Origin of the sequence: Geofilum rhodophaeum (assembly GCF_002210225.1) — a bacterium.
Classification (GTDB): Bacteria; Bacteroidota; Bacteroidia; order Bacteroidales; family Marinilabiliaceae; genus Geofilum; species Geofilum rhodophaeum.
In genome coordinates, this window is sequence record NZ_MWUJ01000001.1 from 220,058 (window position 1) to 246,767 (window position 26,710).

Sequence of the window (26,710 nt, forward strand, 5' to 3'; positions counted from 1 at the left end):
AAGCCAAGGCTGTGCAATAACTGGTCAAACAGGTAGAAAAATTAAACACTTTGACCGGCATCAATTCTTACACACCGACAGCAACAAGCGGACAGCCAACACTTAAGCAAACAACAACCAAAAAAAAACTACAAAAAAGGAGCAAGGCCCAATGCCTTGCTCCCCTTAAACTTTATTAAGCATTATTATCGTATCAGGACTTCATTTTATTTCGATACTCGGTGGGTGTACAACCAAAACGTTGTTTAAAACATTTGCTGAAATACCTCGGATCGTTGAGGCCCACCATATAGGCAACCTGGGTCATATTATAGGCCCCACTCTTTATCAGCTGCACCGACCGCTGCAAACGCATTTCCCGAATGTATTCAATGGGAGCCAGCCCGGTAAGTGCTTTTAATTTTTTAAAAAACACCGAGCGACTCAGCGCCATCTCTCCCACCAAATCGTCCACCACCAGCGTTGAATTGTCAATATTTTTTTCCATAAGCTCCTTCAGCCGGGTCAAAAAAGCCTCATCCTGAGAAGCAATCTCCGGCTCACCGGGAAGCACAGCCACGGCAGCAACCTCCTCCTGATCGCCTCTACGATAACGCTCCTGCAAACGCCTGCGTTGTTCAAGCAGGGCCGCAATGCGCTGCAACAGAAAAGCGGGACTAAATGGTTTGGTAATGTAATCGTCGGCGCCCTCTTTTATGCCTTCGAGACGACTCGAAGGATTGTCCTTGGCCGTGAGGAGAATAAAGGGAATGTGAGAGGTGTTGAAATCAGCCCTGATGGCCGTCAACAAGGATTTGCCATCCATCTCCGGCATCATCAAATCACTCACGATAAAATCCGGCAAATGCTGCAAGGCCAGCTCCTGCGCCTCCTTCCCGTTGGCTGCCTCAAGCACCCGATAACTTTTGCACAAAACACTCCTTAAAAACCGACGAACCTCATAATTGTCCTCCACCAACAAAAGCAAAGGGGCATCGGACGACAACGGGGCTTCTTCCGTCTCCAGCTCCGAAGGAAGCGACCGGTGGGTCAGACCGGCCTCGGTCGACTGATCGGCAACCCCGCCAGCAAGGTCCTGAGCCTCCGCCCAGTCGCCTTGCTCCAGCACCTCCACTTCCTCATTAAAATGCTGTAAACCCAAGGGCAAACAGAGTAAAAAGGAAGTACCACGTGGCGTATGCCCCCTAACCTCAATGCGTCCACCGTGCAAGTCGGCCAGCTCCTTAACCAGCGCCAGGCCCAAGCCGGTGCTTGGCCCTCTTCCTTTTCCACTGCTCAAGGCACTTCCAAAACGCTCAAACAAATGTATCCGCTCCTCTTCTTTTAGGCCAGGCCCGTCGTCCCTAAACTCGATACAAACCTGCGCTGCATCTGTCCAAATCCTGATTTTAACAAAACTGCCTCCATCCAAATACTTAAAGGCATTCGAGAGCAAATTGAAAACCATCTTTTCCAGTTTATCGGCATCTGCCCAAATTCGTGCCCCCTCACTTGAGTCCTCCAAACCAAAATCAACCTGCAACTGTTCGGCCGTAATCTTAAAACTATCCATTATGGCTGCCACAAAAGGACCGGGCACGATGGATTGAACACGCAATTTCAATTTCCGGTTACTGATCTTCACAAAATCAAGCAACTCGTTAATTAAACGCAACATCCGCCGGGTATTCTGGTCCATCAGGTCAATCAGCGGCCGCAATTCGCCCGGTAACGCCCGGGCTTGCCGAACCTGTTCCAAGGGACCACTTATCAGTGTTAAAGGGGTGCGCAATTCATGGGAAACGTTGGTGAAAAAATCGAGTTTCATATTCAACACCTCCTTATCTACCACCATCTTCTGTCGCAAATGATAAATGGAGAACAGCACATACAAAGCGGCACCGCCGATACCCAAAAACAACAACAAATAAAGCAGGTAAGCCAGTGGAGTAACCCAAAAAGAGGGCAGCACCTTAACCTTAAGACGTCGCTCATTGTCCATCCAGACCCCGTCGCTGTTGGTTGATCGCACTTTCAATACAAAATCTCCTGCAGGCAAATTGGTGAAATTCACCACCCGCTGACGATCCAGAAACACCCAATCCTCATCAAAGCCTTCAAGCTGTGCCGCATAACGCACAGCCTCAGGATATTTCATATCGAGTGCAGCAAAGCTCAGCGAAAAAATATTCTGATTGTGGCGCAATACCACCTTACTGGTGACATCAATGTGCCGCTCCAGCAGGGCGCCTTCACCAGGCTGAACACGTTTGTTTAACACCCTGAAATCGGTGAACACCAGCGGGGGTACAAAACGACTGCTGTGCAAACTGTCGGGATGAAAACGCAATAGGCCCTGATTGGTTCCCAAAAGGATGCTGCCATCTTGGTCGCACCAACCCGGCCCTTCTGAAAAGCCCAGTACACGCGAAAAATCGGTCCTATTGAAAGAGCGGAAAGAACGGCTGTCTTTATCAAACCGGGAAACGCCGTTCTCCGTTGCAATCCAAAGCGTCCCGGCTTCATCCTCCACCAGTGAGAGAAGCGCATCGGTAGGCAGACCGTCATCCGTTGTTAAGGCTTCAAAACGATGATCCAACTCCATGGGATCAGACAGCAGATGATTCAGTCCGCCCCCGAAAGTAGCCACATACACCTCCCCATCCGAAGTCTCCAAAATGCTGTGCACATCATTATTGCTGAGTGCAGTAACGGAGGAAGGCCTATAGGCGTAATGTAAAAACTGTATATCTTCCGGTTCTTTAAAATCTCCGTCAAAAACCAGCAAACCATGGGTGGTACCCACCCAAACCTGACCGTTTTGTAAGGAGGTGATGGTACGAACACGGTGACAAGCGGCCATGGGATAGCGCGACAGGTGATTGCGTACATTAATGAAACGCAGCCCGCCATTGGCCTCTTCCTGCAAAAGATTGAGCCCCCCTCCATAGGTTGCCACCCAGGTTGAGCCAAAATTGTCGGTATGTACTGCGTACACATCGTTGTGATTCAAACTGTAAATATCCTCGGGATCGGCAACAAACTGCTCGATCAGGAAATTCTTCCTACTGCCGCCCCCGCTTAAACGAAACAAACCTGCTCCTTTGGTTCCCAGCCAAATGGCTCCGTCCCGGGCTTGTGCAATACAATAGACACTCTTTTGATTAAAACGGCTGCGCGCGCCTATCCGTCCATCGGGTCCTAAAAAACCGACAAGTTTATGGGCGTCATCAAACACAGCCACTTCGCCCACCTTATTGGCCACCCAAAGCCAACCGGTACTGTCGCGAAAAACAGCACGCACATCGTTGTTGCTGACCAGACTGCGATCGGGATTTATCTCGGTCAGTTCAAACTCCCGACCCGGAAACACAAAACGCTCCAAACCCTTGGCGCGGGTTCCTACCCAAAGATTGCCCTGGCGGTCGCTGAGCATGGCGTGCAAACGATCACTGAATTGGGGTGCCTCCTTCTCATTGGTAAAGAAACGCTGAAAAACCATTCTTTCGGGATCCCACACAAACAATCCGCCACCGAAGGGATGCAACCACACCGCCCTGTTGCAATCCTCGTGCATCATAAAGGCAGGGTCGCCAGACCCGTCGTCACTTATGCTGCCAATGGAAAAAGAATCGACCCGGACATCCCTGGCATCAAAACGAAGCATCAGCGATCGCGAAGCCTGAACCCAAACATCCCGGGTTGACGATTGAAATAAAAAAGGCCCCTCCTCCCAGGCCTCATCGGCAGGTCGACGAAGGATCTCTACTTGTGCTTCGCCCTCGCGATACAAATACAAGCCGGAACGCTCCGAAACCAACAGCACACTGTGGGCAGCAATTTTATAAACCCCGGAAATGGCCTCCTGAGTGGGTAATTGCAGATGCACAAAACGCCCACTTCCCTTCTGATAGCGCCAAACCCGGCCATGATCAGCCCCAAACCACAGCTCCTGGCCCGCATCCAGTGCACTAAAAAAAGACTGACCGGCCCCATCGGATTGCCCTGCACCAAAAAAACACTGTACCTTATTACTGCCTGCTTCAATAAAATAAAGGCCCTTTTGCGTCAACAACCATTCATTACCCCTTGAATCAGCAAAAACCCGGTGAACACGACTACCTACCAGGCTACCGCTGCCGTGGGCGTACCATTCATAAGAAAGCGCCTTTGTTGCCGAATCGGTCAGCACACGCAAAGCCCCTTCGCCCTCGGCCAAAAGCCAGGTTGCCCCCGTACTCAAGGTATGTAAATCACGTACCGAAAAGTGCCCAAAACTGCGGGCAGGGACATTTGTAAAACGCTCAGCATTGGGGTCGAAACGAACCACATTTTTTCCGTAGGCCAGCAACCACAAATAACCCCAGGCGTCCTCTTCCACCTTGTCGATGCGACTGCTGGTCAGGTAAACATCGTCGCCGGGCCGTACCTTATAAGATCTAAAATCATTTCCGTCAAAGCGATTAAGGCCATCCCAGGTGGCCATCCACATGTAGCCCCGACTGTCTTGCAACATATCCATAACCGCATTCTGCGAAAGACCGTCTTCGGTGGTAAAATGCTTCCAGGTGTGCCGGTCGTACAAACCCGCTTGTACCATACCCCCCACGGTCCACAACAACACAAAAAACACCCCGCTGCGCATCATTATTCTTTGGTTTAAACTTACTTTAAAAACGAGCGATAAAAATATTTAATAAAATTAACAAAGTCTGCCATACGCCGCCCGCTCCTACCGATAATTCCACAAGATTCACCAATAATTACACATTTGTTGCCCCTGTTGCCACCACAGCTCCCGCAAAAGTCAAAACCAATAATCCCAAACACAAAAACAGATAATTATTACACATTGCTTTGTTATAAAAAACACAATTTAGCACTTGAACTAAAAACGAAAACGCAATTCAGCATATCATGAAAAATTTAGTATTGCTTCTTCTACTATTAAGCCTGCTTATTTCTGGCTGCTCCCACCAAACAGAAAGCCCGTATCTTCAACAGGCCGAAAAAATGGCCTGGTCGGACATGCAGCGCAATCCCGAAGCCTGGATGATCGACTTCCGCAAGGAACCCAAATGGGAATACACCCATGGTTTGATGATGACGGCCCATTTGGCCCTATACGAGCAAACCCGCAACGAAGACTACCTGAATTACGTTCAGGGCTTCGCCGACAAGTTTATCGGAGCGGATGGCAGTATCCTGACCTATAAGGCCAAGGATTTTAACATCGACCGCATCAACCCCGGAAAGTTTCTGATAGAACTGTACCAACTTACCGGAGAAGAAAGGCTGCGCTTAGCCATTGAGCAGTTGCGCACCCAAATGCGTCACCACCCAAGAACTTCGGAAGGCGGATTTTGGCATAAGAAACGCTACCCCCATCAAATGTGGCTCGACGGTCAGTACATGGGGCCCCCATTTCTGGCTCAGTATGCCGCAGCCTTCAACGAGCCGGAATTGTTTTCGGAAGTTGCCCTGCAATACTTTCTGGTCGACCAAAACATGTTCGATCCCGAAACGGGGTTGTACTACCATGCCTGGGACGAAAGCAGGGAGCAGCAATGGTCACACCCCGAAACAGGACATTCGCCAGGTTTTTGGGGCAGAGCTCTGGGCTGGTTTGGTATGGGACTGGTAGACGCCACCTCCTGGTTCCCGGAGGACCATCCCGACCGTCAGAAACTGATTGAATTGATCAACAAATATGCCGCCAACATCATCCGCTACCAAACACCAGAAACCGGATTGTGGTGGCAGGTACCCAACCAGGCGGAACGCGAAGGCAACTACGAAGAGGCTACAGCGTCAACCATGTTGACTTACTTTCTGTTAAAGAGTGTACGTCTGGGTTATTTGCCTCAGGAGTATCTGCAATATGGTATAAAAGGATACGAAGGTATTTGGGCGCACCTGATTCGAGAAGATGCCGATGGAACCATCAGTCTGAAAAACTGCTGTGCGGTTGCGGGACTTGGCGGCAATCCCTATCGCGACGGCAGCTACGAATACTACATATCAGAACCCATTCGCGACAACGACCCCAAGGGAGTTGGCCCCTTCATTCTGGCCGCCCTCGAAATGAACCAAATCAAACGATAGTATAAAACACATAAAATACCAACAGATGAAAAAAACTATTCTGGTTTTAATGACCCTGTGCCTGTGGACCACGCTTCCGGCACAAAAGCAGACCGTTTCAGAGGTCTGGGTGTCCGATCAGGGCGACGGCACCTATGTTAATCCCATTTTGTACGCCGACTACTCCGACCCCGACGTGGTAAGGGTGGGCGACGATTTTTACATGACGGCCTCCAGCTTTAATGTTTCGCCTGGCCTGCCCATTTTGCATTCCAAGGATCTGGTTAACTGGGCACTGATTGGGCATGCACTGCCCCGCCAATACCCGCTGGAACACTATGCCAAAGCCCAGCACGGCAACGGGGTATGGGCACCCTCCTTTCGTTACCACAAAGGGGAGTTCTACATTTACTATGGCGATCCCGACTTCGGCATCTATATGCTCAAAGCCAGCGACCCAAGAGGCCCCTGGAGCAAGCCCCATTTGGTAAAAGAAGGCAAGGGGCTCATCGACCCTTCTCCACTATGGGATGAAGACGGCCGTGCCTATCTGGTGCATGCCTTTGCCGGCAGCCGTGCCGGCATAAAGAGCATTTTGGTAGTTGCCGAAATGCACCCCGACGGCACCCACCTTCTGAACGAAGGCAAAATTGTATTTGACGGGCACGAGGCACACGAAACCATTGAGGGACCCAAGTTTTACAAGTACGAGGGCTACTATTACATATTTGCCCCTGCCGGAGGCGTTACGCACGGCTGGCAGGAAGTGCTGCGCAGCAAAAACGTTTACGGGCCCTATGAAAACAGAACCGTAATGCACCAAGGAAACACCGACATCAACGGGCCCCACCAGGGCGGCTGGGTCGACACTCCTGCCGGCGAGCACTGGTTCATTCATTTTCAGGATGAAATTGAGTACGGTCGCATAACCCACCTGAATCCGGTCAGCTGGAAGGATGGATGGCCCTTAATCGGCATCGACACCAACAACGACGGCATTGGCGAGCCCGTACGCCAACACCCAAAGCCCAAAGTAGGCGGCAGCCATCCCATTGTGACACCCCCCGACAGCGACGAGTTCGACAGCGTGGAACTGGGTCTGCAATGGCAGTGGCACGCCAACCCAAAAAACACCTGGGCCTTCATCAATCCAGGCAAAAAGCAGCTCCGTTTATTCTCTGACCAGCTGCCCGAAAATGCCAGCAACTACTACCAGGTTCCCCACCTTTTGCTGCAAAAATTCCCGGCACGCAGCTTCACGGTCGAAACCAAAATGACCTTTAAGCCCAGCGACAAAAAGCTGGGCGAAAGAGCCGGCCTCATCATTATGGGCCGCAGCTATGCCTCCTTAGCACTTGAAGATCGTGAAGACGGTCTCTACCTGGTGTACAACATCAGCGACGACGCCCAGTACGGAGCGCCCGAAGTAGAACACTTTGCCGAAAAAATGGCGACCAACACCATCTACTTACGCACCAGTGTTAGCGACGAAGGCGTAGCCACTTTCAGCTACAGCACCAACGGGCGTCGCTTTCAAAAAATCGACATCCCTTTCCCAGTTATTCGCGGTCATTGGATTGGTGCCAAAGTCGGCCTGTTTAATGTTCGTCAACAAACCACCAACGACAGTGGCTATGCCGACTTCGATTACTTTCGCTTCAGCAAATAAAGGGGCACATTACTAAACTAATAAGCAAACAAAAAAGAATGACCACTATACTAAAAAGGACAGGGAGCCTACTCCTCCCTGTCCTCACACTACTGGCAACAGCCTGCAATCCTTCTGCCGCACCAACACCAAATAACGATTGGGTGTACGACAATCTGGAGTTCGAGATGCCCAGAGTACAGGAGCCCGTTTTCCCCAATCGAAGCCTAAACATCAGGGATCTGGGTGCCGTGGCCGATGGGCAGACCCTCAACACGGAAGTCTTTGCCCAGGGCATAGAACAGCTGGCTGCACAGGGCGGCGGAAAACTGGTAGTTCCCGCCGGGATCTACCTGTCGGGACCAATCGTTTTAAAAAGCAACATCAATCTGCATTTGGAAGAAGGAGCCCTTTTGCGCTTCAGCGACAATATGGATCTTTACCCCTTAGTAGAAAGCTACTTTGAAGGTAAGGCCGCCTGGCGCTGCCAATCGCCCCTTACCGCCGTAGGCGAGGAAAACATCGCCCTTACCGGCCGTGGGGTTATCGACGGCAACGGCCAGGCCTGGCGCCCGGTCAAAAAGGGGAAAATGACCGCCAACCAATGGCGCGCCCTGGTGAATTCAGGCGGGGTGCTGGTCGACAACGACCGCATGTGGTTTCCCACCGAAAAGGCAGCAGAAGGCTGGCGCCAATCGGGCAGCAACCTGCCGCAACTCAAAAGCTTTGAAGAATATGTGGCCATTAAAGACTATTTGCGTCCCGTAATGGTAAGTCTCATCGACTGCGACAAAGTCTTACTCGACGGCCCCACCTTTCAGAACTCACCCGCCTGGAACATTCACCCCCTGATGTGCCGCGACCTGACTGTGCGCAATCTGACCGTACGCAACCCCTGGTACTCGCAAAACGGCGACGGCCTGGATGTGGAATCCTGCAAAAACGTGGTTATTTACAACAACAACTTCGACGTGGGCGACGACGCCATTTGCTTTAAGTCGGGCAAGGACAAACAAGGACGCGACCGCGGCATTCCCACCGAAAACGCCGTGGTTAAAAACAACGTGGTTTACCACGGACACGGCGGCTTTGTCATCGGCAGTGAAATGTCGGGCGGTGTGCGCAACGTACACGTGTCGGACTGCACCTTTATGGGGACCAACATCGGCATTCGATTTAAAAGCAATCGGGGACGAGGGGGTGTTGTCGAAAACATCTACATCTCAAACATCAATATGATCGACATTCCCACAGAACCCATTCGCTTCAACATGTTTTACGGCGGCCAGGCCCCTGTGCTCGACGACGGCAGCAGCAGTCTGCCCCCGGTCGACAAAGAACCTAAAGCACATGAAGTCAGCGAGGAGACCCCCTCCTTCCGCAACATACATGTGAAGAACATTGTAGCCAATGGCTTTGGCAACGCCGCACTGTTTATGGGACTTCCGGAAATGAAGCTCGAAAACGTGACTTTGGAAAATGCGCGACTGACCGCTCCCAAGGGTTTCTCCATAGTAGATGCAAACAACATACGGCTCATCAACGTGGAGGTCATTCAGCAGGAAGGACCGGCTTTTACCGTTTTCAACAGCAGCCAGGTCGACCTAAAGCAGCTTCGCTATAACAAAAGCGAGGGTCTGGAAGCCTTGGCTGTTTCGGGAAGCAGCTCTGCCGGCATACGGCTCCATCGTGCCGATTTTAATGACCCCGACCAACAAATACGCATGGTCAACGGAGCCAGCGCAGTAGCCCTGGACTGGGAATAAAAAAAACAGCAAAGGGCTTGTCGCTTTGTAAAAAAAAGCCTTATCTTTGCGGCTCAAATTAATTATATACCGTTGATATGTATTTGAATCAGGAAGTAAAAAAAGAAATCTTCGCAAAGTACGGAAAGTCTAATACTGATACTGGTTCCGCAGAGAGCCAGATTGCATTATTTTCCCACCGTATTTCGCATTTAACTGAGCACCTCAAGTTAAATAAGAAGGATTATAGCACGGAACACGCTTTGGTAAGAATGGTTGGTAAGCGTCGTCGCTTGCTCGATTACCTGAAGCACACCGAAATCAATCGCTACCGTGCGATTATTAAGGAACTGGGTCTGCGTAAGTAAGCAGCCCCCCCTCTTTAAAAGGCAATTTCCCGTCGGGAAATTGCCTTTTTTTTTGACCAGGGGCCTGATGCTGTAACGAATAATCACTCAAACAGATATCTTCGTAAACAGATAATCCCTATCTTTGCCGCGATTAAAATGTAAAAAAATATGATTAAGCCAATTGAAAAAGTTATCGACCTTGGCGATGGAAGGTCGATTGTGATTGAGACCGGCAAGCTGGCCAAGCAGGCCGACGGCTCAGTCGTGGTACGTATGGGAAATACCTACCTGCTCGCAACTGTAGTATCCGCTCAAGATGCCAAACCCGGAACCGACTTCTTACCCCTGTCGGTCGAGTACAAAGAAAAATACGCCTCAATAGGCCGCTTTCCAGGAGGATTCCTGAAAAGGGAAGCCAGGCCATCTGATTACGAAATTCTTGTTTGCCGTTTGGTCGACAGAGCGCTCAGGCCTTTGTTTCCTGAGGACTACCATGCCGACACTTTCGTTACCATTAACCTGATTTCGGCCGACAAGGAAAGTACCCCCGATGCACTGGCGGGACTGGCTGCGTCTGCCGCGCTGGCGGTTTCGGACATTCCGTTCAACGGCCCCATTTCCGAAGTGCGCGTAGCGCGCATCGATGGTCAGCTGGTGGTTAACCCTACTGTTTCTCAAATCAAGGAAGCAGATATGGACATTATTGTTGCGGCCTCCATGGACAACATCATGATGGTAGAAGGCGAAATGCAGGAAGTTTCTGAAGCAGAACTCCTGGAAGCCATGAAAGTGGCCCACGAAGCCATCAAAATTCAGTGTAAGGCCCAGATTGAACTGGCCGAGGCAGTGAAAAAAATAAAAAGGGAGTACAACCACGAAGAAAACGACGAAGAACTTCGTGAAAAAGTATGGAAGGCCACCTACGACCAGGCCTATGCCGTAGCCAAAAAAGCCAATCCCAATAAGCACGAGCGCATTGCCGATTTTAAAGCGGTAGTGGATGAGTTCATCGCCGAAAACTACGCCGATGTAGAGGCCGGTGACATCCCCACCGATTTGATTAAGCGCTACTACCACGATGTGGAAAAAGAAGCGGTACGCGCCATGATGCTCGACAACAACATCCGTCTGGATGGTCGGAAAATGGACGAAATCCGACCCATCTGGTGCGAGGTGGACTACCTGCCCGGCCCCCACGGTTCGGCAGTATTTACCCGTGGCGAAACCCAGTCGCTGACCACCGTTACTTTGGGCACAAAAATGGATGAGAAACTGGTAGACGATGTACTGAACCGTACCACCGACCGCTTTCTGTTGCACTACAACTTCCCGCCCTTTTCTACCGGGGAGGCCCGTCCCTACCGCGGCACAGGACGTCGCGAAATTGGTCACGGAAACCTGGCTTTACGGGCACTTAAGCCCATGATGCCCGACGAGACCCCCTATGTAATTCGCGTGGTATCCGACATACTGGAATCCAACGGCTCTTCGTCTATGGCTACTGTGTGTGCCGGCACCCTGGCGCTGATGGATGCGGGTATTCAAATCAAACGCCCCGTTTCAGGTATTGCCATGGGACTGATTTCCGATGCCAAAACCGGCAAATATCTGGTATTGTCAGACATCCTCGGCGATGAAGACCACCTGGGCGACATGGACTTTAAAGTAACCGGTACCGAAAAAGGAATCACCGCCACGCAGATGGACATCAAAGTGGATGGTTTGTCGTACGAAATTCTTGAAAAGGCCCTTAATCAGGCCCGGGAAGGACGCATGCACATTCTGGGTAAGATCACGGAGACCATCAGCGAACCCAGAGCCGATTTGAAACCGCACGCCCCACGCATCGAAACCATCCGTATTCCTAAAGAAATGATTGGCGCCATCATCGGCCCCGGCGGAAAAATTATTCAGGAGATCCAGGCCACTACCGGCACCATCCTCACCGTTACCGAGGAAGGCCAGTACGGTTTTGTTGACATCGCTGCCGACAACAAGGAAGCCATCGACAAGGCCATGGCCCGCGTAAATGCCATTGTAGCCATTCCCGAAGTGGGTAAGGTGTACACCGGCAAGGTCCGCTCCATTGTACCCTTCGGTGCCTTTGTGGAAATTCTCCCCGGAAAAGACGGTCTGCTCCACATTTCGGAGATCGACTGGAAACGGGTAGAGAAAACCGAAGACGTATTGAAGGAAGGCGAAATGATCGATGTAAAACTCATCGACATCGATGCCAAGAGCGGAAAACTCAAGCTTTCGCGCAAAGTGTTGCTTCCCAAGGAGGAGAAATAAGCAACATCACTTATAAGCATCAGGGGGGCCGTCGTCAGCGACGGCCCCCTTTTTCTTTTGCAGGACGGTTCTACGCAAAAACAAGGCCCCAAAATTGCATATTCACAAACAAATCCAGTAAATTCGTGTTTTAAACCTATTGAACCAAATATTCATCTTGTGTCGCACACTCCCAAATCCGTTCATCAGTGGCATATGCTGCTCGAAGAACGCTTTCAGGGCGCGCCCCGTGAAGCCGCCCGTTTCTACGGTCTGGACATCCTGCCACGCCTGTTTCACCGGCTCGACAGCGAGTCGGCGAATTGCCGGGTCTGCGCCGGGCAGTTGAAACAAATAGACGACATTACCGAAAGTGTGGCCCAAAGAATGCGCAATAAAGAAGCACGGCTCGACGACTTTCAAAAACTGCTGCAACAAAGCGGCAAGCACTTGGAACAGGCGCACCGGACGGTGCCACGCGGATTGTGGCTGTCACGCTTTACGGTGGGGGGACTGGCAATTGGGGCCCTGCTGAGCGGATTGTACGCCTGGCTGGTGCAACACCACGACATGGGGGGACTGCTGCTGCTCGGGACCGTTATGGGACTGGCAGCGGGTTATGCTGCCGGAAAGTTCAAAGAAAACCGCCTGCGTAAACAAAAGAGAATTTTTTAATTCCCAAAATAAAACACCACGACATGAAAGCGCTGCACTGGATGACGCTGGCTATGGGCTCGGCAGTTTTGCTGACCACAGCCTGTAGACAAAAACCCCAACAAATGACTTACCCCCAAACGGCAAAGGTGGATACGGTAGATGTGTATTTCGGCACAGAGGTGGCCGATCCCTATCGCTGGCTCGAGGACGATAATGCGCCCGAAACCAAAGCCTGGGTGGAAGCCCAGAATCGGGTTACCAACGAATGGTTCAGCCAAATCCCTTATCGTAAGGACATTGCCGACCGCCTGGCTCAGGTTTGGAACTACACCAGTCAGGGCAGTCCCGAACAAATCGGACAGCTCCAGTTTTATTTCCGCCACGACGGTCAGCAAAACCATGCGGTGTACTATGTCAAAGACCTCAGTACCAATGAGGAGCGGGTACTCATCGACCCCAACCTTTTCTCGGAAGACGGCACCACCTCGCTGGCCGAGGTAAACGTCTCACCCGACGGAAAATACGTGGCCTACTCCACCAGCAAGGGCGGGTCTGACTGGCGCGAAGCCAGGGTTCGTGAAGTAGCCAGTGGGAAGGACCTGGACGACCACCTGCAATGGATCAAGTTTTCGGGTTTCAGCTGGGACAAGGAGGGCTTTTACTACGGCAGATATGCGGCCCCCAAGGCCGGCGACGAGCTCTCGGCCAGCAACCAAAACCAGCAGCTGTACTACCACCGGCTCAACACCCCGCAGGAGGATGACCGACTGGTATATGCCGATCCACAAAACCCCAAATACATGTTTTCCCTTGAACTGGATAAGGACTTTCGCTACGAATTCCTCTACACCTCCAGCTCAACCAACGGCAATACTTTTGCTTTCCGGCCACGCAACAGCAAGGGCGACTTTGTGGTGGCCGACCCCGACTTCAGCACCAACACCGTACTGGCGGGAGTGGTCGATGGAAAAATTTGGGTGTACACCAACTACGAAGCGCCCCGCTACCGCCTGATGGCCTTCGACCCGGCCCAACCTGGGCAGGAAAACTGGAGCGAAATCCTGCCCGAAAGCAAGGATGTGCTCAACGGCGTAAAACTCACCAAAGACTATCTGCTGGCCACCTACATGGTCGATGTCAGCTCCCGCTTACGGATATTCGATAAACAGGGCAGCTTTCTGAGCGAGGTGGACTTACCGGGACTGGGTTCCGTGGGCGGCATTCAGCCCGTGAAGGACCAAAACCAATTCTATTTCACCTTTACCTCCTACACCACCCCCGCGCAGGTGCTCTCGTACAACATCGAGAATGCCGAAATGCAGGAGGAGTTTGTACCGCAGGTGGACTTCAATCCCGAAGATTACACTTTTAAGATGGTGTTTGTAGAGGCGCAGGACGGCGCGCAGGTACCCCTGTCCATCGTCCACAAAAAGGGTCTGGAGCTGAACGGAGAAAACCCCACCTTGCTCTATGGCTACGGCGGCTTTAACGTAGTGTATTCCCCGCGCTTTGATGTACGACTGCTGCCCTGGCTCGAAAACGGGGGCATTTATGTAAATGCCCACATTCGTGGAGGAGGCGAATATGGAGAGGACTGGTACCGTGCCGGCACCCTGCTGAATAAGCAAAGGGTCTTCGACGATTTCATTCTGGCCGCCGAGCACCTTATTGAACAAAACTACACCCAAGCCAAAAAACTCGCCATTTATGGGGGTTCCAACGGCGGCTTATTGGTTGGCGCCGTCGCCAACCAACGTCCCGAACTCTTCCAGGTGGCCCTTCCGGCAGTAGGCGTCATGGACATGCTCCGCTACCAGCACTTCACCATTGGCTGGGCATGGGCAGGCGATTACGGTCGCAGCGACGACAGTGCGGAAATGTTCCACTACCTTTATGCCTATTCGCCCCTGCACAACATTCCCGAAGGCAGCACCTTCCCAGCCACCCTGGTGACCACCGCCGATCACGACGACCGTGTGGTGCCGGCCCACTCTTTCAAATATACAGCAGCCCTTCAGGAGAAGTATAAAGGCGCTAATCCGGTGCTGATTCGCATCGAAACCAAAGCCGGACATGGTGCAGGTAAACCCCTGTCGATGCAAATAGACGAGGTGGCCGACAGATGGGCCTTTGCTTTATTTAATATGAATGAGGTTTACAAAAAATAAAAAATGTACGATATTTGGTATGCAGCTGGTAAAATAGTAATCATTAGGCCGAAAAAAACTACCGTTTACACCAGAGAAACCCTATATTTGCAATTTACGGAGCACCTGAACTTTTAATTTTTGAAAACATTATTATATTTGTGAGAGAGTTTTGAAATTGGTTCAAGAACAAATAATTAAGCTAACATTATGAAAAGAACAAGGATTCAATTTTTTGCAATTCTGGCACTAGCCGCTGTCATGTCCAGCTGTGCTAGTCTCGAGAAGATGAGAAAAAATGCCGGGGATATCAACTACTCAGTGACCCCTGAAGTGCTTGAAGCACATGGCGATAAAGTAGATGTGGCCATGAATGTACGTATCCCCGCCGGATACATGGACAGCAAAGCCACGCTGACTGCTACCCCTGTTTTGGTGTATGAGGGCGGCGAAACCGCTTACCCCAGCAAAACCATCCAGGGCGAAAAGGCTGAAGGCAACAACCAGGTGATCACCAAGGCATCCGGAGGTCAGATTACTTACAGTGAGTCGGTACCCTACAACGAAAACATGCGTGTAGCCGACCTGGAAGTACGCATTACTGCCACCAAAGGAAGCAACTCGCTCGACTTTGAGCCCGTTAAAGTAGCTGAGGGCGTAATTTCTACCTCTGCCAATGTAGCCGCTCAAGGCATTCAGCCCACCGTTGGTGCCGACGAGTTCCAGCGCATTATTCCCATTTCTAAGACTGCTGAAATCCTCTTCCTGATTCAACAGGCAACTGTTCGCAACACCGAACTGACCAAAGAAGAAGTAAAGGCATTGAACGATTTCATCGCAGAAGTAAAGGAAGCTGAAAACAAAGAATTCAAAGGCGTTGACATCAGTGCTTATGCATCTCCCGACGGTCCTGTTGATTTGAACACCCGTTTGGCTTCTCAGCGTGAAGTTGCCGCCAAAAATGCTTTGAACCGTCAATTGACCCGTTCAAAAGTAGAAGAAGCTAAAGATGCTGAATTCTTCAGCCTCAAGAATACGCCCGAAGACTGGGAAGGATTCAAAGCTTTGATGGAGAAAAGCGACATCCAGGACAAAGAGTTGATTCTGCGTGTACTTTCTATGCATTCTGATCCTGAAGTACGTGAGCGTGAAATCAAGAATATGGCCAATACTTACAAAGTAATTGCCGACGATATTCTTCCTCAGCTGCGTCGTTCAAAAATGAGCATCAATGTAGAAGAAATTGGCAAATCTGACGAAGAAATCTCTGAATTGGCTGCCAACGATGCTTCTGCACTTACTGTTGAAGAGTTGCTTTACGCTGCTACCCTTACCGATGATGTGGACGAGCAATTGGCCATCTACAAGAAAGCTGCTGCTCAATTCTCTGACGACTGGAGAGCCCACAACAATGTAGGTTTGGCCCTTTACAAGAAAGACGACCTGGCCGGTGCCAAAGGTGCTTTCGAAAAAGCCAACAGCATCAAAGCCAACCAGCCTGAGGTTATGAACAACCTGGGTGCCGTTGCTCTGCGCGAAGGCGATTTGGCTGCTGCCGAAGAGTATTTCGGAGCTGCTGCCGGTGCTGGTGCTGAACTGGACAACAACCTGGGTGTATTGGCCATCAAAAAAGGTGAGTACGACGAAGCCGTTCGTTACTTCGGTAACAGCGTGAGCTGCAACGCTGCTTTGGCTAAAATTTTGGCCGGCAACTACGACGCTGCACTGTCAACCCTTAACGCCAACACCATGGAAGTAGGTCAAAAGTACTATCTGAAAGCAGTAGTAGGTGTACGCACTAACGACTCAGACATGATGTTCAGCAACCTGCGTAAAGCCGTTGAGTTGGACAGCAACCTGAAGTCTCGCATTGCTACCGATATGGAGTTTGCCCGTTATTTTGAAGATGCAACTTTTAAAGGCATCGTTCAATAACAAAGTTTCTACAATACAAAAAAAGGGCTGTCGAATTCGACAGCCTTTTTTTGTATCTTTAGTTTTCACTGCATAAAAACAATAAACGATGACAAAGACGAAGAAAATTGCCGTAGTATTATCCGGTTGCGGTGTTTACGACGGAGCCGAAATTCACGAAGCCGTTTGCAGTATGCTGGCCATCGCAGAGGCAGGTGCCGAATACGAATTGTTTGCCCCCGACATCGATCAGCACCATGTGATCAACCACCTCAACGGCAGCGAAATGCCCGAAAAACGTAATGTGTTGGTGGAAGCAGCCCGCATAGCCCGGGGCAACATCAAAGCCTTATCGCAGCTGGAAGTCGGACAGGCAGACGCGCTGCTTTTGCCCGGGGGATTTGGCGCAGCTAAAAACCTGTCGTCCTTTGCCTTTGACGGAGCCGATTGCAGCATTGAACCCCAAACGGAACGCGTTGTTCGCAGCTTTCACCAGGCAGCGAAGCCCATTGCCGCTCTTTGCATAGCGCCGGTTGTTGTTGCTAAAATACTGGGAAATGTTGAAGTCACCATTGGCAGCGACAAAGCTACTGCAGCAGCCATCGAAACCATGGGCGGCCAACATACCACCACCGACCACGGCCAGGTGGTTACCGACACCAAAAACAAGTTGATTACCACCCCCTGCTACATGCTCGACGCCACCCTGCCACAGATTGCCGCCGGGGCCCGCGCCGCAGTCACTGCCCTCCTGAATCTTATTCCTTAAGCCCAGGGGCGGCGTGCCTAGAGCGCACCATTATCAATCATCGTGATGATGTGCTCTACCATCTTATCCTCCACCTCAGCGTCGTACTCTGATTTGAGGTTGGCCCCAAAAATACGGGCGATGCCCTGCCAAAAAAAGGCAGGCACGCCCCCTTTGTAATCCTGAATAAGCCGATAACTCGAAGCGCCGGTCTCCCGATCGATGAGCTTAATCAACAAACGCCCCTGCGAAAAGGTCAGCTTGCGCAAGGGCGCTTCAAACTCAGCGAACAACTCCTGCTCAGCTTCTTTTAAATAAGCCTTGCGCTGCTTCTCCGTTTTCAGGAGACTCATTTCGTAGTTGTACAACTCCAATCGCTCTGCTGCCAAACGGGCATAAGGCAGCGTGACTTTAATATTGCGCACCAGCCGATGGTATTGATTGTATTCCCTTTGGTTTTTAAACTCCCAGGGTTTCATCACCACCACTTCTCCGAGCAAAATATGCGGAATGGTATCGCCATCCACCACTTTGGCTTTGGTATACAACTCCCTCCGCTGCCGGGTCAAGTCCTCAGCGCGACTTTGTGCCGCCAGCCCATTCCCAAGCAAAAGGAGGGCCCACACAACGTAAGCTATTTCAGCGAATCTCCTCATCAGCACGTTCAATTAAAGGCCGGAGGTCCGGCCTTTAACTTTATGCAAAAACCGTTCCCTTTACACAAGAAGCTCACTATCAGAATCTAGCCAACCAATTGCTTGACCAAGTCGGCCGCCTCCTGCAAAGTAATGGCCGAATAGACCTTCAAACCGGAACCATCGATTACCGCTTTGCCTTCTTCGGCATTGGTTCCTTGCAAGCGTACGATGATGGGCACCTTAATGTTGCCCAGTTTTTTATAAGCCTCTACCACCCCGGAGGCCACCCGGTCGCAGCGTACAATGCCCCCAAAAATATTTATCAGTACGGCTTTCACACGTGGATCGTCCAGAATGATTTTGAGCCCTGCCTCCACGGTTTGTGCGTTGGCACCGCCACCCACATCCAAAAAGTTGGCCGGCTCACCACCGGACAGCTTGATGATGTCCATGGTCGCCATAGCCAATCCCGCTCCATTAACCATACAGCCCACATTGCCGTCGAGCTTCACAAAGTTCAGATTGTGCTTACCCGCCTCAATTTCTGAAGGCTCCTCCTCCGACAAGTCGCGCATCTGCTCTATAAGCGAATGTCTGAACAAGGCACTGTCGTCGATATTCACTTTGGCATCCACAGCCAGGATTTTATCGTCGGTAGTCTTTAAAACCGGATTGATCTCAAAAAGGGAAGCATCCACGGCCACAAATGAAGCATACAAACGCTCCACAAAATGCGCCATTTCACGCGCCACCTTACCACTCAAGCCCAGGTTACGGGCAATTCTTTGTCCCTGAAAGGGCAAAACACCAAACGAGGGATCAATCTCCTCCTTAAATATCTTTTCAGGTCGCTGCGCTGCCACCTCCTCAATATCAACACCTCCTTCGGGCGAGTACATGACCACATTTCGGCCACTTTGACGGTTCAGCAAAATACTCATATAGTACTCCTGCTTTTCGGTGGGACCCGGATAATAGACGTCCTGAGCAACCAGCACTTTGCTGACTTTCTTACCTTCGGGACCGGTTTGCGGGGTGACGAGTTGCATGCCCAGCATCTTCTCTGTAATGGCACGTACCTCATCCAGACTCTTGGCCAGCTTTACACCACCGCCTTTACCGCGACCTCCGGCATGAATTTGCGCTTTAATCACCCACCAATTGGTGCCCGTTTCGGCCAGCAAGGCCTCTGCAGCCGCCACCGCTTCATCCGGGGTAGCCGCCACCTGTCCCTCCTGAATGTTAACACCGTTCTCTTTCAAAATGGCTTTCGCCTGATACTCATGAATATTCATAGACCTACTGATTTAAGGGATGGAGAACCAAAAGATACTAAAATAAGTCCCCCGTTAAACAAATTATCTTTCTATTTTTGCACTTCAATACAATTTTATGCGAAAACTAAGGATTACTGAATTAAACAGATTAACGCCCGAAGAGTTTAAAGCGGCCCCCAAACATCGCATCATCGCCGTTCTCGACAACGTACGCAGTCTCCATAACGTAGGCAGTGTGTTCCGCACGGCCGATGCTTTTTGCCTCGAGGCCGTATACCTGTGTGGCATTACCGCCACCCCTCCCCACAACGAAATCCACAAAACTGCGCTGGGCGCCGAAGACGCAGTCAGCTGGCGCTATTTTGACAGCACCCTCGACGCCATCGATGCGCTCAGAGCGCAGGACTACCTGCCCATAGCTATTGAACAGGTAGACCAAAGCATCGCGCTGGGCGACTTTAAAGCAGACCCCAACCAGGGCTACGCATTCATCTTTGGCAACGAGGTAAAAGGCGTACAGCAGGCGGTCATCGACCGCTGCCACGCCTGCATCGAAATCCCTCAATACGGCACCAAGCACTCCCTCAACGTATCGGTCACCGCCGGCATCGTCCTTTGGGAAGCCTTGCGCTCCTGAAGCCGTCGTCAACAAAAGCCTACACCTTCGTCAACAAAAGCCCGCAACCCACTGAAAACAAGTTGACAATAGCTGATCCACAGCCTACCTTTCGTTTCATAACCAAAATACGACGCCTCATGAAACGAAAATGGATCAACAGCCTAACCCTTGCCTTGATATTCAGCCCCTCCTTTTCTTTACAAGCCCAGAGTCTGATGGACCGAATGGCCAAAAAGGCGGCAGAGAAACTGGAACAGAAGACAGAGGAACGCATTGAACGAAAAATTGACGAGGGCATAGAACGGGGACTCGATGCAACGGAAGATGCCGTAAAAGAGGCGACGCCCCCCGACACCCCCACAGCCACCCCGAAAGCCACAACGGAAGCTGCTGCGGAACAAAGGGCCGATCAACAACATGCCCGGATGCAAAACATGCTCAGCAAAATGGGGGTGTCCGGCGAACCGGTGCGCTTCAACGACAGCTACACCTTCAACACCTCCATTCATATGCACATCAAAACCCTAAAGAAGAATGGTAAAGTCAACAGTGAGGGCGACATTATTTCCTATTTAAATGAGGATCAGAACTGTTCTGCTTTTGAGTTTGTTTCGGGAAATTTGGAAATGAAGGATGCCCCACAAAACAAAGGCTTATTTATTATGGACCAGAAAAACCAGTCCACCCTCCTACTTACCAACGAGAACGACGAAAAAACAGGGCTTGCCTATGGGATGAGCGGACTTGAAAACATGACATATGAAGAAGATTCTGTCGCAAATGAAGAGGAAGTCTGGCAACACCCCAATCTGCAAAAAACCGGTCGCACCAAAACCATTGCCGGCTACCCTTGCGAAGAATATACCTATGCCGATGAAGAGAGCAAGGGGGCTTTTTGGCTGACCACCTCTCTGAAAGGCCTACAAAACAAAGCGCTCCCGGCCCAGTTCGGATGGAGCCAGCTCTTTATGGGCAACACCAAAGGATTTATCATGGCCAGCGAAAGCACCGACCTCAAAACAGGAGAGACTTCAACCATGGAAATAACAGAAATCAACACTTCGCGCAGCACCACATTCAACATCGGCGAATACGCCATCACCAATCTGGGCAGCATGCAACTTGGGGGAGAATAGGCTCCAAAAGGGACATCTAAGAAGTATCACTACGTTGTCCAATTACTGCGGGTAACACTTTGCCTCGAAAAGGCAGTCCCTTCCTTGGCGGACTGCCTTTTTTATCTTATCTTTTTTCGACTAAAAAAAACCTATGCAAAACGACCATCCTTCCCTGGTAGAACAACCTGCCTACATGCGCCTGACCAGTATTTTGCTGGGCGTGGTGCTGATAGTTTTCATTATGCAAACGGCCAAAACAATACTGGTTCCCCTGCTTATTGCGGGCTTCCTGGCCGTTCTTATCAGTCCCCTTACCTCCTGGCTCGAGCGCAAGGGACTGGGAGACGTACTTTCGGCCCTTCTCAGCTTACTGGCGCTACTGGCCTTAATCTTTGGCGTGGCCTATTTTTTCTACAACCAGATACTGAACTTCTCAAGTGACCTGGAGGGACTGGAAACCCGTTTCGGCGAATTGCTGTCCGGCCTCAACAGTTTTTTGACGGAGCATTTAGACGGTGTAGTTCCGGTCTCGGTCGACAGCCTCAGAGACGTAGTCTTTCAACAGATCTACGACAACATGAATGTGCTCACGCAAGGTGTTTTAGCTACAGCCGGAACCCTTACCATGGCCTTTATCGTACCCATCTACATTTTTTTGTTTTTGTTGTACCGCAGCTTCATCATCGAATTTTTCAAAAAAGCATTCTCCAGAAAGCACAAAAACAAGGTTGAGCACGCCATCTCCAAAATTAAAGATGTGGTGCAAAACTACATCAAAGGGGCTGTTCTTGTCATTCTGATCCTGGCGGTTCTCAACAGTATCGCCCTTTACAGTCTGGGCATCAAACACGCCCTGCTCTTTGCCCTCTTTGCCGCCATTCTAAATGTCATACCCTACCTGGGGCCCTTTCTGGGCGCCATCTTCCCCATCTTTTTTGCCTTGCTCACAAAAGACTCCCTTTGGTATCCCTTTGGGGTTTTTCTGGCTTTTTATGTGATACAGTTGTTCGAGAGCAACTTATTTACACCCAAAATTGTGGGGGGACAAGTAGCCATGAATCCGCTCATGACCATTATTGCCTTGTTTGTGGGTAATTTTATATGGGGCCTGGCCGGCATGATCTTATTCATTCCGGGCATGGCCATTTTAAAAGTAATTTTTGACGAGGTGGAAGGTATGGAAGCCTACGGCTTTTTACTGGGTGCAGTAAACAATAAAAAATCGCAGGGCAAGGCCGACTCAAAAGCCAAAGCATGGGCCGATAAAATCAAAAAAACAGATCAAAACCGACAACAGTAAAAAATGAACCTTCCTTTCGATGAATTGTTAGACAAGCAGAATTGATCCAACAAAAAATATTCAAATGGAAAAATACGATGTACTGGTTATTGGTAGTGGACCCGGGGGCTATGTAACCGCCATACGGGCTTCACAACTGGGGATGAAAGTCGCCATTATTGAAAAAGCCGAATTGGGTGGCGTTTGTCTTAACTGGGGTTGTATCCCTACCAAATCGCTGCTGAAAAGCGCACAGGTATTCGATTACCTCAACCATGCTGCCGATTATGGCATCCAAATCGACGGCTCTGCCAATGCCGACTTTGGCGCTATGGTTAAACGCAGTCGTGAGGTAGCCGGAGGCATGAGCAAAGGCGTGCAGTTTCTGTTGAAAAAGAACAAAGTAGAGGTCATCCAGGGGACAGCCAAACTGACCAAAGACAAAAAAGTGGAGGTTACCGGGGCCGATAAAAAGAAGACCACTTACGAAGCGCCTCACGTGATACTGGCGACAGGCGCACGCAGTCGTGAGCTGCCCAACCTGCCCCAGGACGGGAAAAAGATCATCGGCTATCGCGAGGCGCTGACCCTCGACAAGCAACCCGAATCGATGGTAGTGGTGGGTTCAGGTGCCATAGGCAGCGAATTTGCTTACTTCTACAGCACCATCGGAACCAAGGTGACGCTGGTAGAGTTTATGGACAACATCGTGCCCGTAGAGGACGACGAAGTATCCAAGCAGCTGGCGCGCTCCTTTAAAAAAGCAGGCATCGACGTGCGCACCAGCTCCGAGGTGACCAAAGCCGACACCTCCGGCAAAAAAGTTAAAGTAACCATTAAGGATAAAAAAGGTAAGGAAGAGGTCGTTGAAGCCGACATCGTATTGTCTGCGGTGGGCATTGCCCCCAACACCGAAAACCTGGGACTGGAAGAAGCCGGTGTTACTCTGGAAAAAGGCCGGGTGAAAGTGGATGAATTTTACCAAACCAGCGTGCCCGGCATTTACGCCATTGGCGACATTGTTCCGGGACAAGCCCTGGCTCACGTAGCTTCTGCCGAAGGCATCATTTGCGTAGAGAAAATTGCGGGACATCATCCCGAGCCACTCAACTACGGCAACATACCGGGCTGTACCTATACCGGTCCCGAAGTGGCCTCGGTGGGACTCACCGAAAAAGCCGCCAAGGAAGCAGGCTACGAACTCAAAGTGGGCAAATTCCCCTTCTCCGCCAGCGGAAAAGCTTCTGCTGCCGGACACAAGGACGGCTTTGTCAAGCTTATTTTCGATGCCAAATACGGCGAATTGCTCGGTGCCCACATGATTGGTGCCAACGTAACCGAAATGATTGCCGAACTCGTTGTGGCCCGCAAATTGGAAACTACCGGACACGAAATCATCAAGACGGTGCACCCGCACCCCACCCTCTCCGAAGCCGTTATGGAGGCAGCCGCGGCTGCTTACGGCGAGGTCATTCACATTTAAGCTCCCCACCCGGAGAGTTCCCCTTCGGCGGGGTCCGCAGCAGCGGGCCCCGCTTTTTTCTACCCCAACTCGCTCTACTCCGGAAGAAAACGAAGAAACGAAGCCAAATAAGCAGCACTCACTCTGGAAGGGAAGTGGTGTATAACGTTGTCCTTCAGGGAATTTCATCCAAGCACAGATGTGTACCATCAAGCCTCAGCTTATTTCCGAAAGAAAACTAAGAAATGAAGCCAAATAAGCAGCACTCACTCTGGAAGGGAAGTAGTGTATAACAGTGGCCTTCAGGAAATTCGTCCAAGCGCAGATGTGTACCATCAAGCCTCAGCTTATTTCCGATTTAGAGCCTTTGTGAAGTGAACGTAAAANAGTGTATAACAGTGGCCTTCAGGAAATTCGTCCAAGCGCAGATGTGTACCATCAAGCCTCAGCTTATTTCCGATTTAGAGCCTTTGTGAAGTGAACGTAAAAATCCGGGTTGTTTGAGCCGAAGGCGAGTTCCCGGATTTTAGTGAACAAAGCAAAGGCTCCGGAAATAAGCGAAAGCGCAGAGGGTATACATCAAGCGAAGTGAAAAGATATTTTCTGTCAGCCACTGGAATACACCACGACCACCACGACAAAATATATCCCCACTTTTCACGTTTTATCCTTCAAACGAACTATAAAACAAAGAGGTTCGTTATATTTATGCCGCCTAAAACAACGATCCACCCCATTGAATCAAAAAAATGATGAAGCCGCTCAGCTCCCGAATAACTTTTTACTTCTTCATGATTACCGCTATAAGCCTGTCGGGCTGCTCCGGCTCAGGACGGCTGGGTAAAGCCATGAAGACCTATGAAGTAGGCGAGTATGCCCGGGCCACTTCGGCCCTCAACAAAGCGTATCGACGTGAAGACAACCGCTACTACCGGGGAGAAGCTTCCTTTTATATGGGCGAAAGCTACCGCCTTACCAACCAGCCCCGAAGAGCTGCCCCCATGTATGCACGCGCCCTGCGCTTCAACTACCAACCCAACGAGTCGCTCCTTTTGCAAGCACGCCAAATGCTCAAACTGGAAGAATACGAAGAAGCAGCCGCCCTCTTCGAAAGCTACCTCGAAGAAAACAACCACCAGTTGGCCCACAACGGTCTGGCTTCAGCACGACTGGGCCAAAACCCGCCACCGCCCAAAGGCTACCAACTCGAAACCATCCGCAAACTGACCTCGCGCAACAGCGATTATTCCCCATTTTTAAATCCGGACGACCCCACCGAGTTGTTCTTTTCTTCCCTGCGTAATGCCGGAAAAAAGAAGCGCCATCAAAACCGCATAACCGGCCAGGGTTTCTCAAGCATTTACAGTGTAATACAAGATGCCAGGGGCGACTGGCAGGATCCGGTCTTGTTCCTGAATCAGGAAAGTAACGGCGATTATGAAGACGGGACCCTCACACTGACCGCCGACGGCAAAGACGCCTATTTTACGCGTACGCGTTACGACAAAGGCCAGCCCATGGGCGCCGAAATATGGAATACCCAAAGTATGGGTGGACGCTGGTCCGACCCCGTAAAAATCGAATTGGGGCCCGACTCCCTGATTTTTGCCCACCCCGCCATTTCTCCGGACGGCAAAACCCTCTATTTTGTGTCCGACATAACGGGTGGCTTTGGGGGCAAGGACCTTTGGATGGTTCCTCGCATCGGTGACGAATGGGGCACCCCGGTCAATTTGGGTGGGGACATCAACACAGCAGGAGATGAGCTTTTCCCGACGGTGCGCCAGGACGGTACGCTCTATTTCAGCTCAGAAGGACTGGTGGGCTACGGGGGACTGGATATTTTTAAAGCGACTCCGCGTGAGGAAGAAGGGCGTTGGCGGGTAGAGAATATGGGGCGTCCCATCAATTCCAGTTCCGATGATTTTGGCATCACTTTTTACCGCAACCGCGAGGCAGGTTTCTTTTCCAGTTCCAGAGACAATCCAAGAGGCTACGAAAACATCTACGCTTTTGCACTCCCCGTCATACGCCCTCTCTTAGGCGGCACCATCCGAACGGCCGACGAGGAAGCTCTCCCCGAAGGGGCCATGCTGCGCATTGTAGGGACCGACGGAAGCAACCGACAAGTGCCCATCGGCTCCGACGGCAGCCTTAACCTGATGCTGGAGCCGGACCAGGAATACACCCTCTTGGTGCGAGCCCCGGGCTATCTCAACCACCATCAGCGCATTTCAACTGCAGGTCTTACCGAAAGCAAGACTTTCGAGCTCGATATTCAACTGCAAAGTGCTGCTGCCCCCATCGTTTTTAACCAGCTGCAATTCAAATCGGGGCAGTCCGACCTCAGTCCCGATGCCCAAAAAGAACTGGACAGGGTGGCAGACATGATGAACACAAACCCCGCTCTCAAGATTCATATCGACGCCCATACCGATGCACGTGGCGAGGCTACAGCGCAATTGGTACTGGCGCAGCAACGCGCAGAGGCTGTCATGAATTACTTACAAACCAAAGGCATTGCCGAAGAACGGCTTAGTGCCCGTGGTCACGGCGGCAGCACCCCGCTGAAAGTAGACGCCGTACAGGCGCGCATCCACCGCTTTTTAAAAGAAGGCGACGAGCTGACCGAGGCCTTTCTTCAGCGCCTCAGCAGGGGCGACCAAAACACGGCCCGCGCGCTCAACAACCGCGTGGAGTTTAGCATAATGCCCTAAGAGAAGTTGACGATACCAAAAGATTGTATTACTTTTGCGGGCTGAAACATCAGGCAA

The 26,710-nt window shown here is 51.0% G+C and carries 17 protein-coding genes; 14 read left to right on the forward strand and 3 right to left on the reverse strand.

Annotation, left to right across the window (positions count from 1 at the left end):
• Positions 1–193: 193 nt before the first annotated feature.
• Entirely contained in the window at positions 194–4,627 is a 4,434-nt protein-coding gene (locus B4W65_RS00685; protein WP_088653182.1) for a hybrid sensor histidine kinase/response regulator transcription factor, read from the reverse strand.
• A gap of 269 nt (positions 4,628–4,896) precedes the next feature.
• Here B4W65_RS00685 and B4W65_RS00690 point away from each other — a divergent pair, with 269 nt between their 5' ends.
• From B4W65_RS00690 to elbB, 9 genes are all read left to right on the forward strand, one after another.
• Positions 4,897–6,084, forward strand: a complete 1,188-nt coding sequence (locus tag B4W65_RS00690) for a glycoside hydrolase family 88/105 protein (protein WP_088653183.1) — start codon at positions 4,897–4,899, stop codon at positions 6,082–6,084.
• Between the two features lie 25 nt (positions 6,085–6,109).
• Positions 6,110–7,732 (forward strand): glycoside hydrolase family 43 protein, encoded by a 1,623-nt coding sequence (locus tag B4W65_RS00695; RefSeq protein ID WP_088653184.1) that lies wholly within the window; start codon positions 6,110–6,112, stop codon positions 7,730–7,732.
• A gap of 38 nt (positions 7,733–7,770) precedes the next feature.
• The gene (locus B4W65_RS00700) at positions 7,771–9,477 is read left to right on the forward strand and encodes a glycoside hydrolase family 28 protein (protein ID WP_088653185.1); all 1,707 of its coding nucleotides are present in this window, start codon (positions 7,771–7,773) and stop codon (positions 9,475–9,477) included.
• A gap of 77 nt (positions 9,478–9,554) precedes the next feature.
• Complete coding sequence (rpsO, locus tag B4W65_RS00705) at positions 9,555–9,824, forward strand: 30S ribosomal protein S15 (protein ID WP_088653186.1); 270 nt, start codon at positions 9,555–9,557, stop codon at positions 9,822–9,824.
• Between the two features lie 150 nt (positions 9,825–9,974).
• Positions 9,975–12,098 (forward strand): polyribonucleotide nucleotidyltransferase, encoded by a 2,124-nt coding sequence (pnp, locus tag B4W65_RS00710; protein WP_088653187.1) that lies wholly within the window; start codon positions 9,975–9,977, stop codon positions 12,096–12,098.
• Between the two features lie 159 nt (positions 12,099–12,257).
• Entirely contained in the window at positions 12,258–12,752 is a 495-nt protein-coding gene (locus B4W65_RS00715) for a hypothetical protein (protein WP_146697676.1), read from the forward strand.
• 23 nt (positions 12,753–12,775) lie between these two features.
• Positions 12,776–14,902: a prolyl oligopeptidase family serine peptidase gene (locus B4W65_RS00720; protein ID WP_088653189.1), complete on the forward strand. Its 2,127-nt coding sequence runs from the start codon at positions 12,776–12,778 to the stop codon at positions 14,900–14,902.
• 267 nt (positions 14,903–15,169) lie between these two features.
• On the forward strand, positions 15,170–16,816 hold the full coding sequence (locus tag B4W65_RS00725) for a tetratricopeptide repeat protein (protein WP_240509432.1): 1,647 nt from the start codon (positions 15,170–15,172) through the stop codon (positions 16,814–16,816).
• 88 nt (positions 16,817–16,904) lie between these two features.
• Positions 16,905–17,564, forward strand: a complete 660-nt coding sequence (gene elbB / locus B4W65_RS00730; protein WP_088653191.1) for an isoprenoid biosynthesis glyoxalase ElbB — start codon at positions 16,905–16,907, stop codon at positions 17,562–17,564.
• A 17-nt stretch (positions 17,565–17,581) separates the two neighbouring features.
• On the opposite strand, the gene B4W65_RS00735 is transcribed toward elbB, so the two are convergent.
• Both B4W65_RS00735 and sucC read right to left on the reverse strand, forming a co-directional pair.
• Positions 17,582–18,199, reverse strand: a complete 618-nt coding sequence (locus B4W65_RS00735) for a DUF4294 domain-containing protein (RefSeq protein ID WP_088653192.1) — start codon at positions 18,197–18,199, stop codon at positions 17,582–17,584.
• An 86-nt stretch (positions 18,200–18,285) separates the two neighbouring features.
• Positions 18,286–19,476, reverse strand: a complete 1,191-nt coding sequence (gene sucC, locus B4W65_RS00740; RefSeq protein WP_088653193.1) for an ADP-forming succinate--CoA ligase subunit beta — start codon at positions 19,474–19,476, stop codon at positions 18,286–18,288.
• A 97-nt stretch (positions 19,477–19,573) separates the two neighbouring features.
• Here sucC and B4W65_RS00745 point away from each other — a divergent pair, with 97 nt between their 5' ends.
• From B4W65_RS00745 to B4W65_RS00765, 5 genes are all read left to right on the forward strand, one after another.
• Complete coding sequence (locus tag B4W65_RS00745) at positions 19,574–20,095, forward strand: RNA methyltransferase (protein WP_088653194.1); 522 nt, start codon at positions 19,574–19,576, stop codon at positions 20,093–20,095.
• A gap of 119 nt (positions 20,096–20,214) precedes the next feature.
• Positions 20,215–21,213: a DUF4412 domain-containing protein gene (locus tag B4W65_RS00750; RefSeq protein ID WP_088653195.1), complete on the forward strand. Its 999-nt coding sequence runs from the start codon at positions 20,215–20,217 to the stop codon at positions 21,211–21,213.
• Between the two features lie 133 nt (positions 21,214–21,346).
• The gene (locus B4W65_RS00755; RefSeq protein ID WP_088653196.1) at positions 21,347–22,495 is read left to right on the forward strand and encodes an AI-2E family transporter; all 1,149 of its coding nucleotides are present in this window, start codon (positions 21,347–21,349) and stop codon (positions 22,493–22,495) included.
• 64 nt (positions 22,496–22,559) lie between these two features.
• The gene (gene lpdA / locus B4W65_RS00760; protein ID WP_088653197.1) at positions 22,560–23,957 is read left to right on the forward strand and encodes a dihydrolipoyl dehydrogenase; all 1,398 of its coding nucleotides are present in this window, start codon (positions 22,560–22,562) and stop codon (positions 23,955–23,957) included.
• Positions 23,958–24,685: 728 nt separating this feature from the next.
• A complete protein-coding gene (locus B4W65_RS00765; protein ID WP_088653198.1) occupies positions 24,686–26,653 on the forward strand; it encodes an OmpA family protein in 1,968 nt (655 codons plus the stop codon).
• Positions 26,654–26,710: the final 57 nt, after the last annotated feature.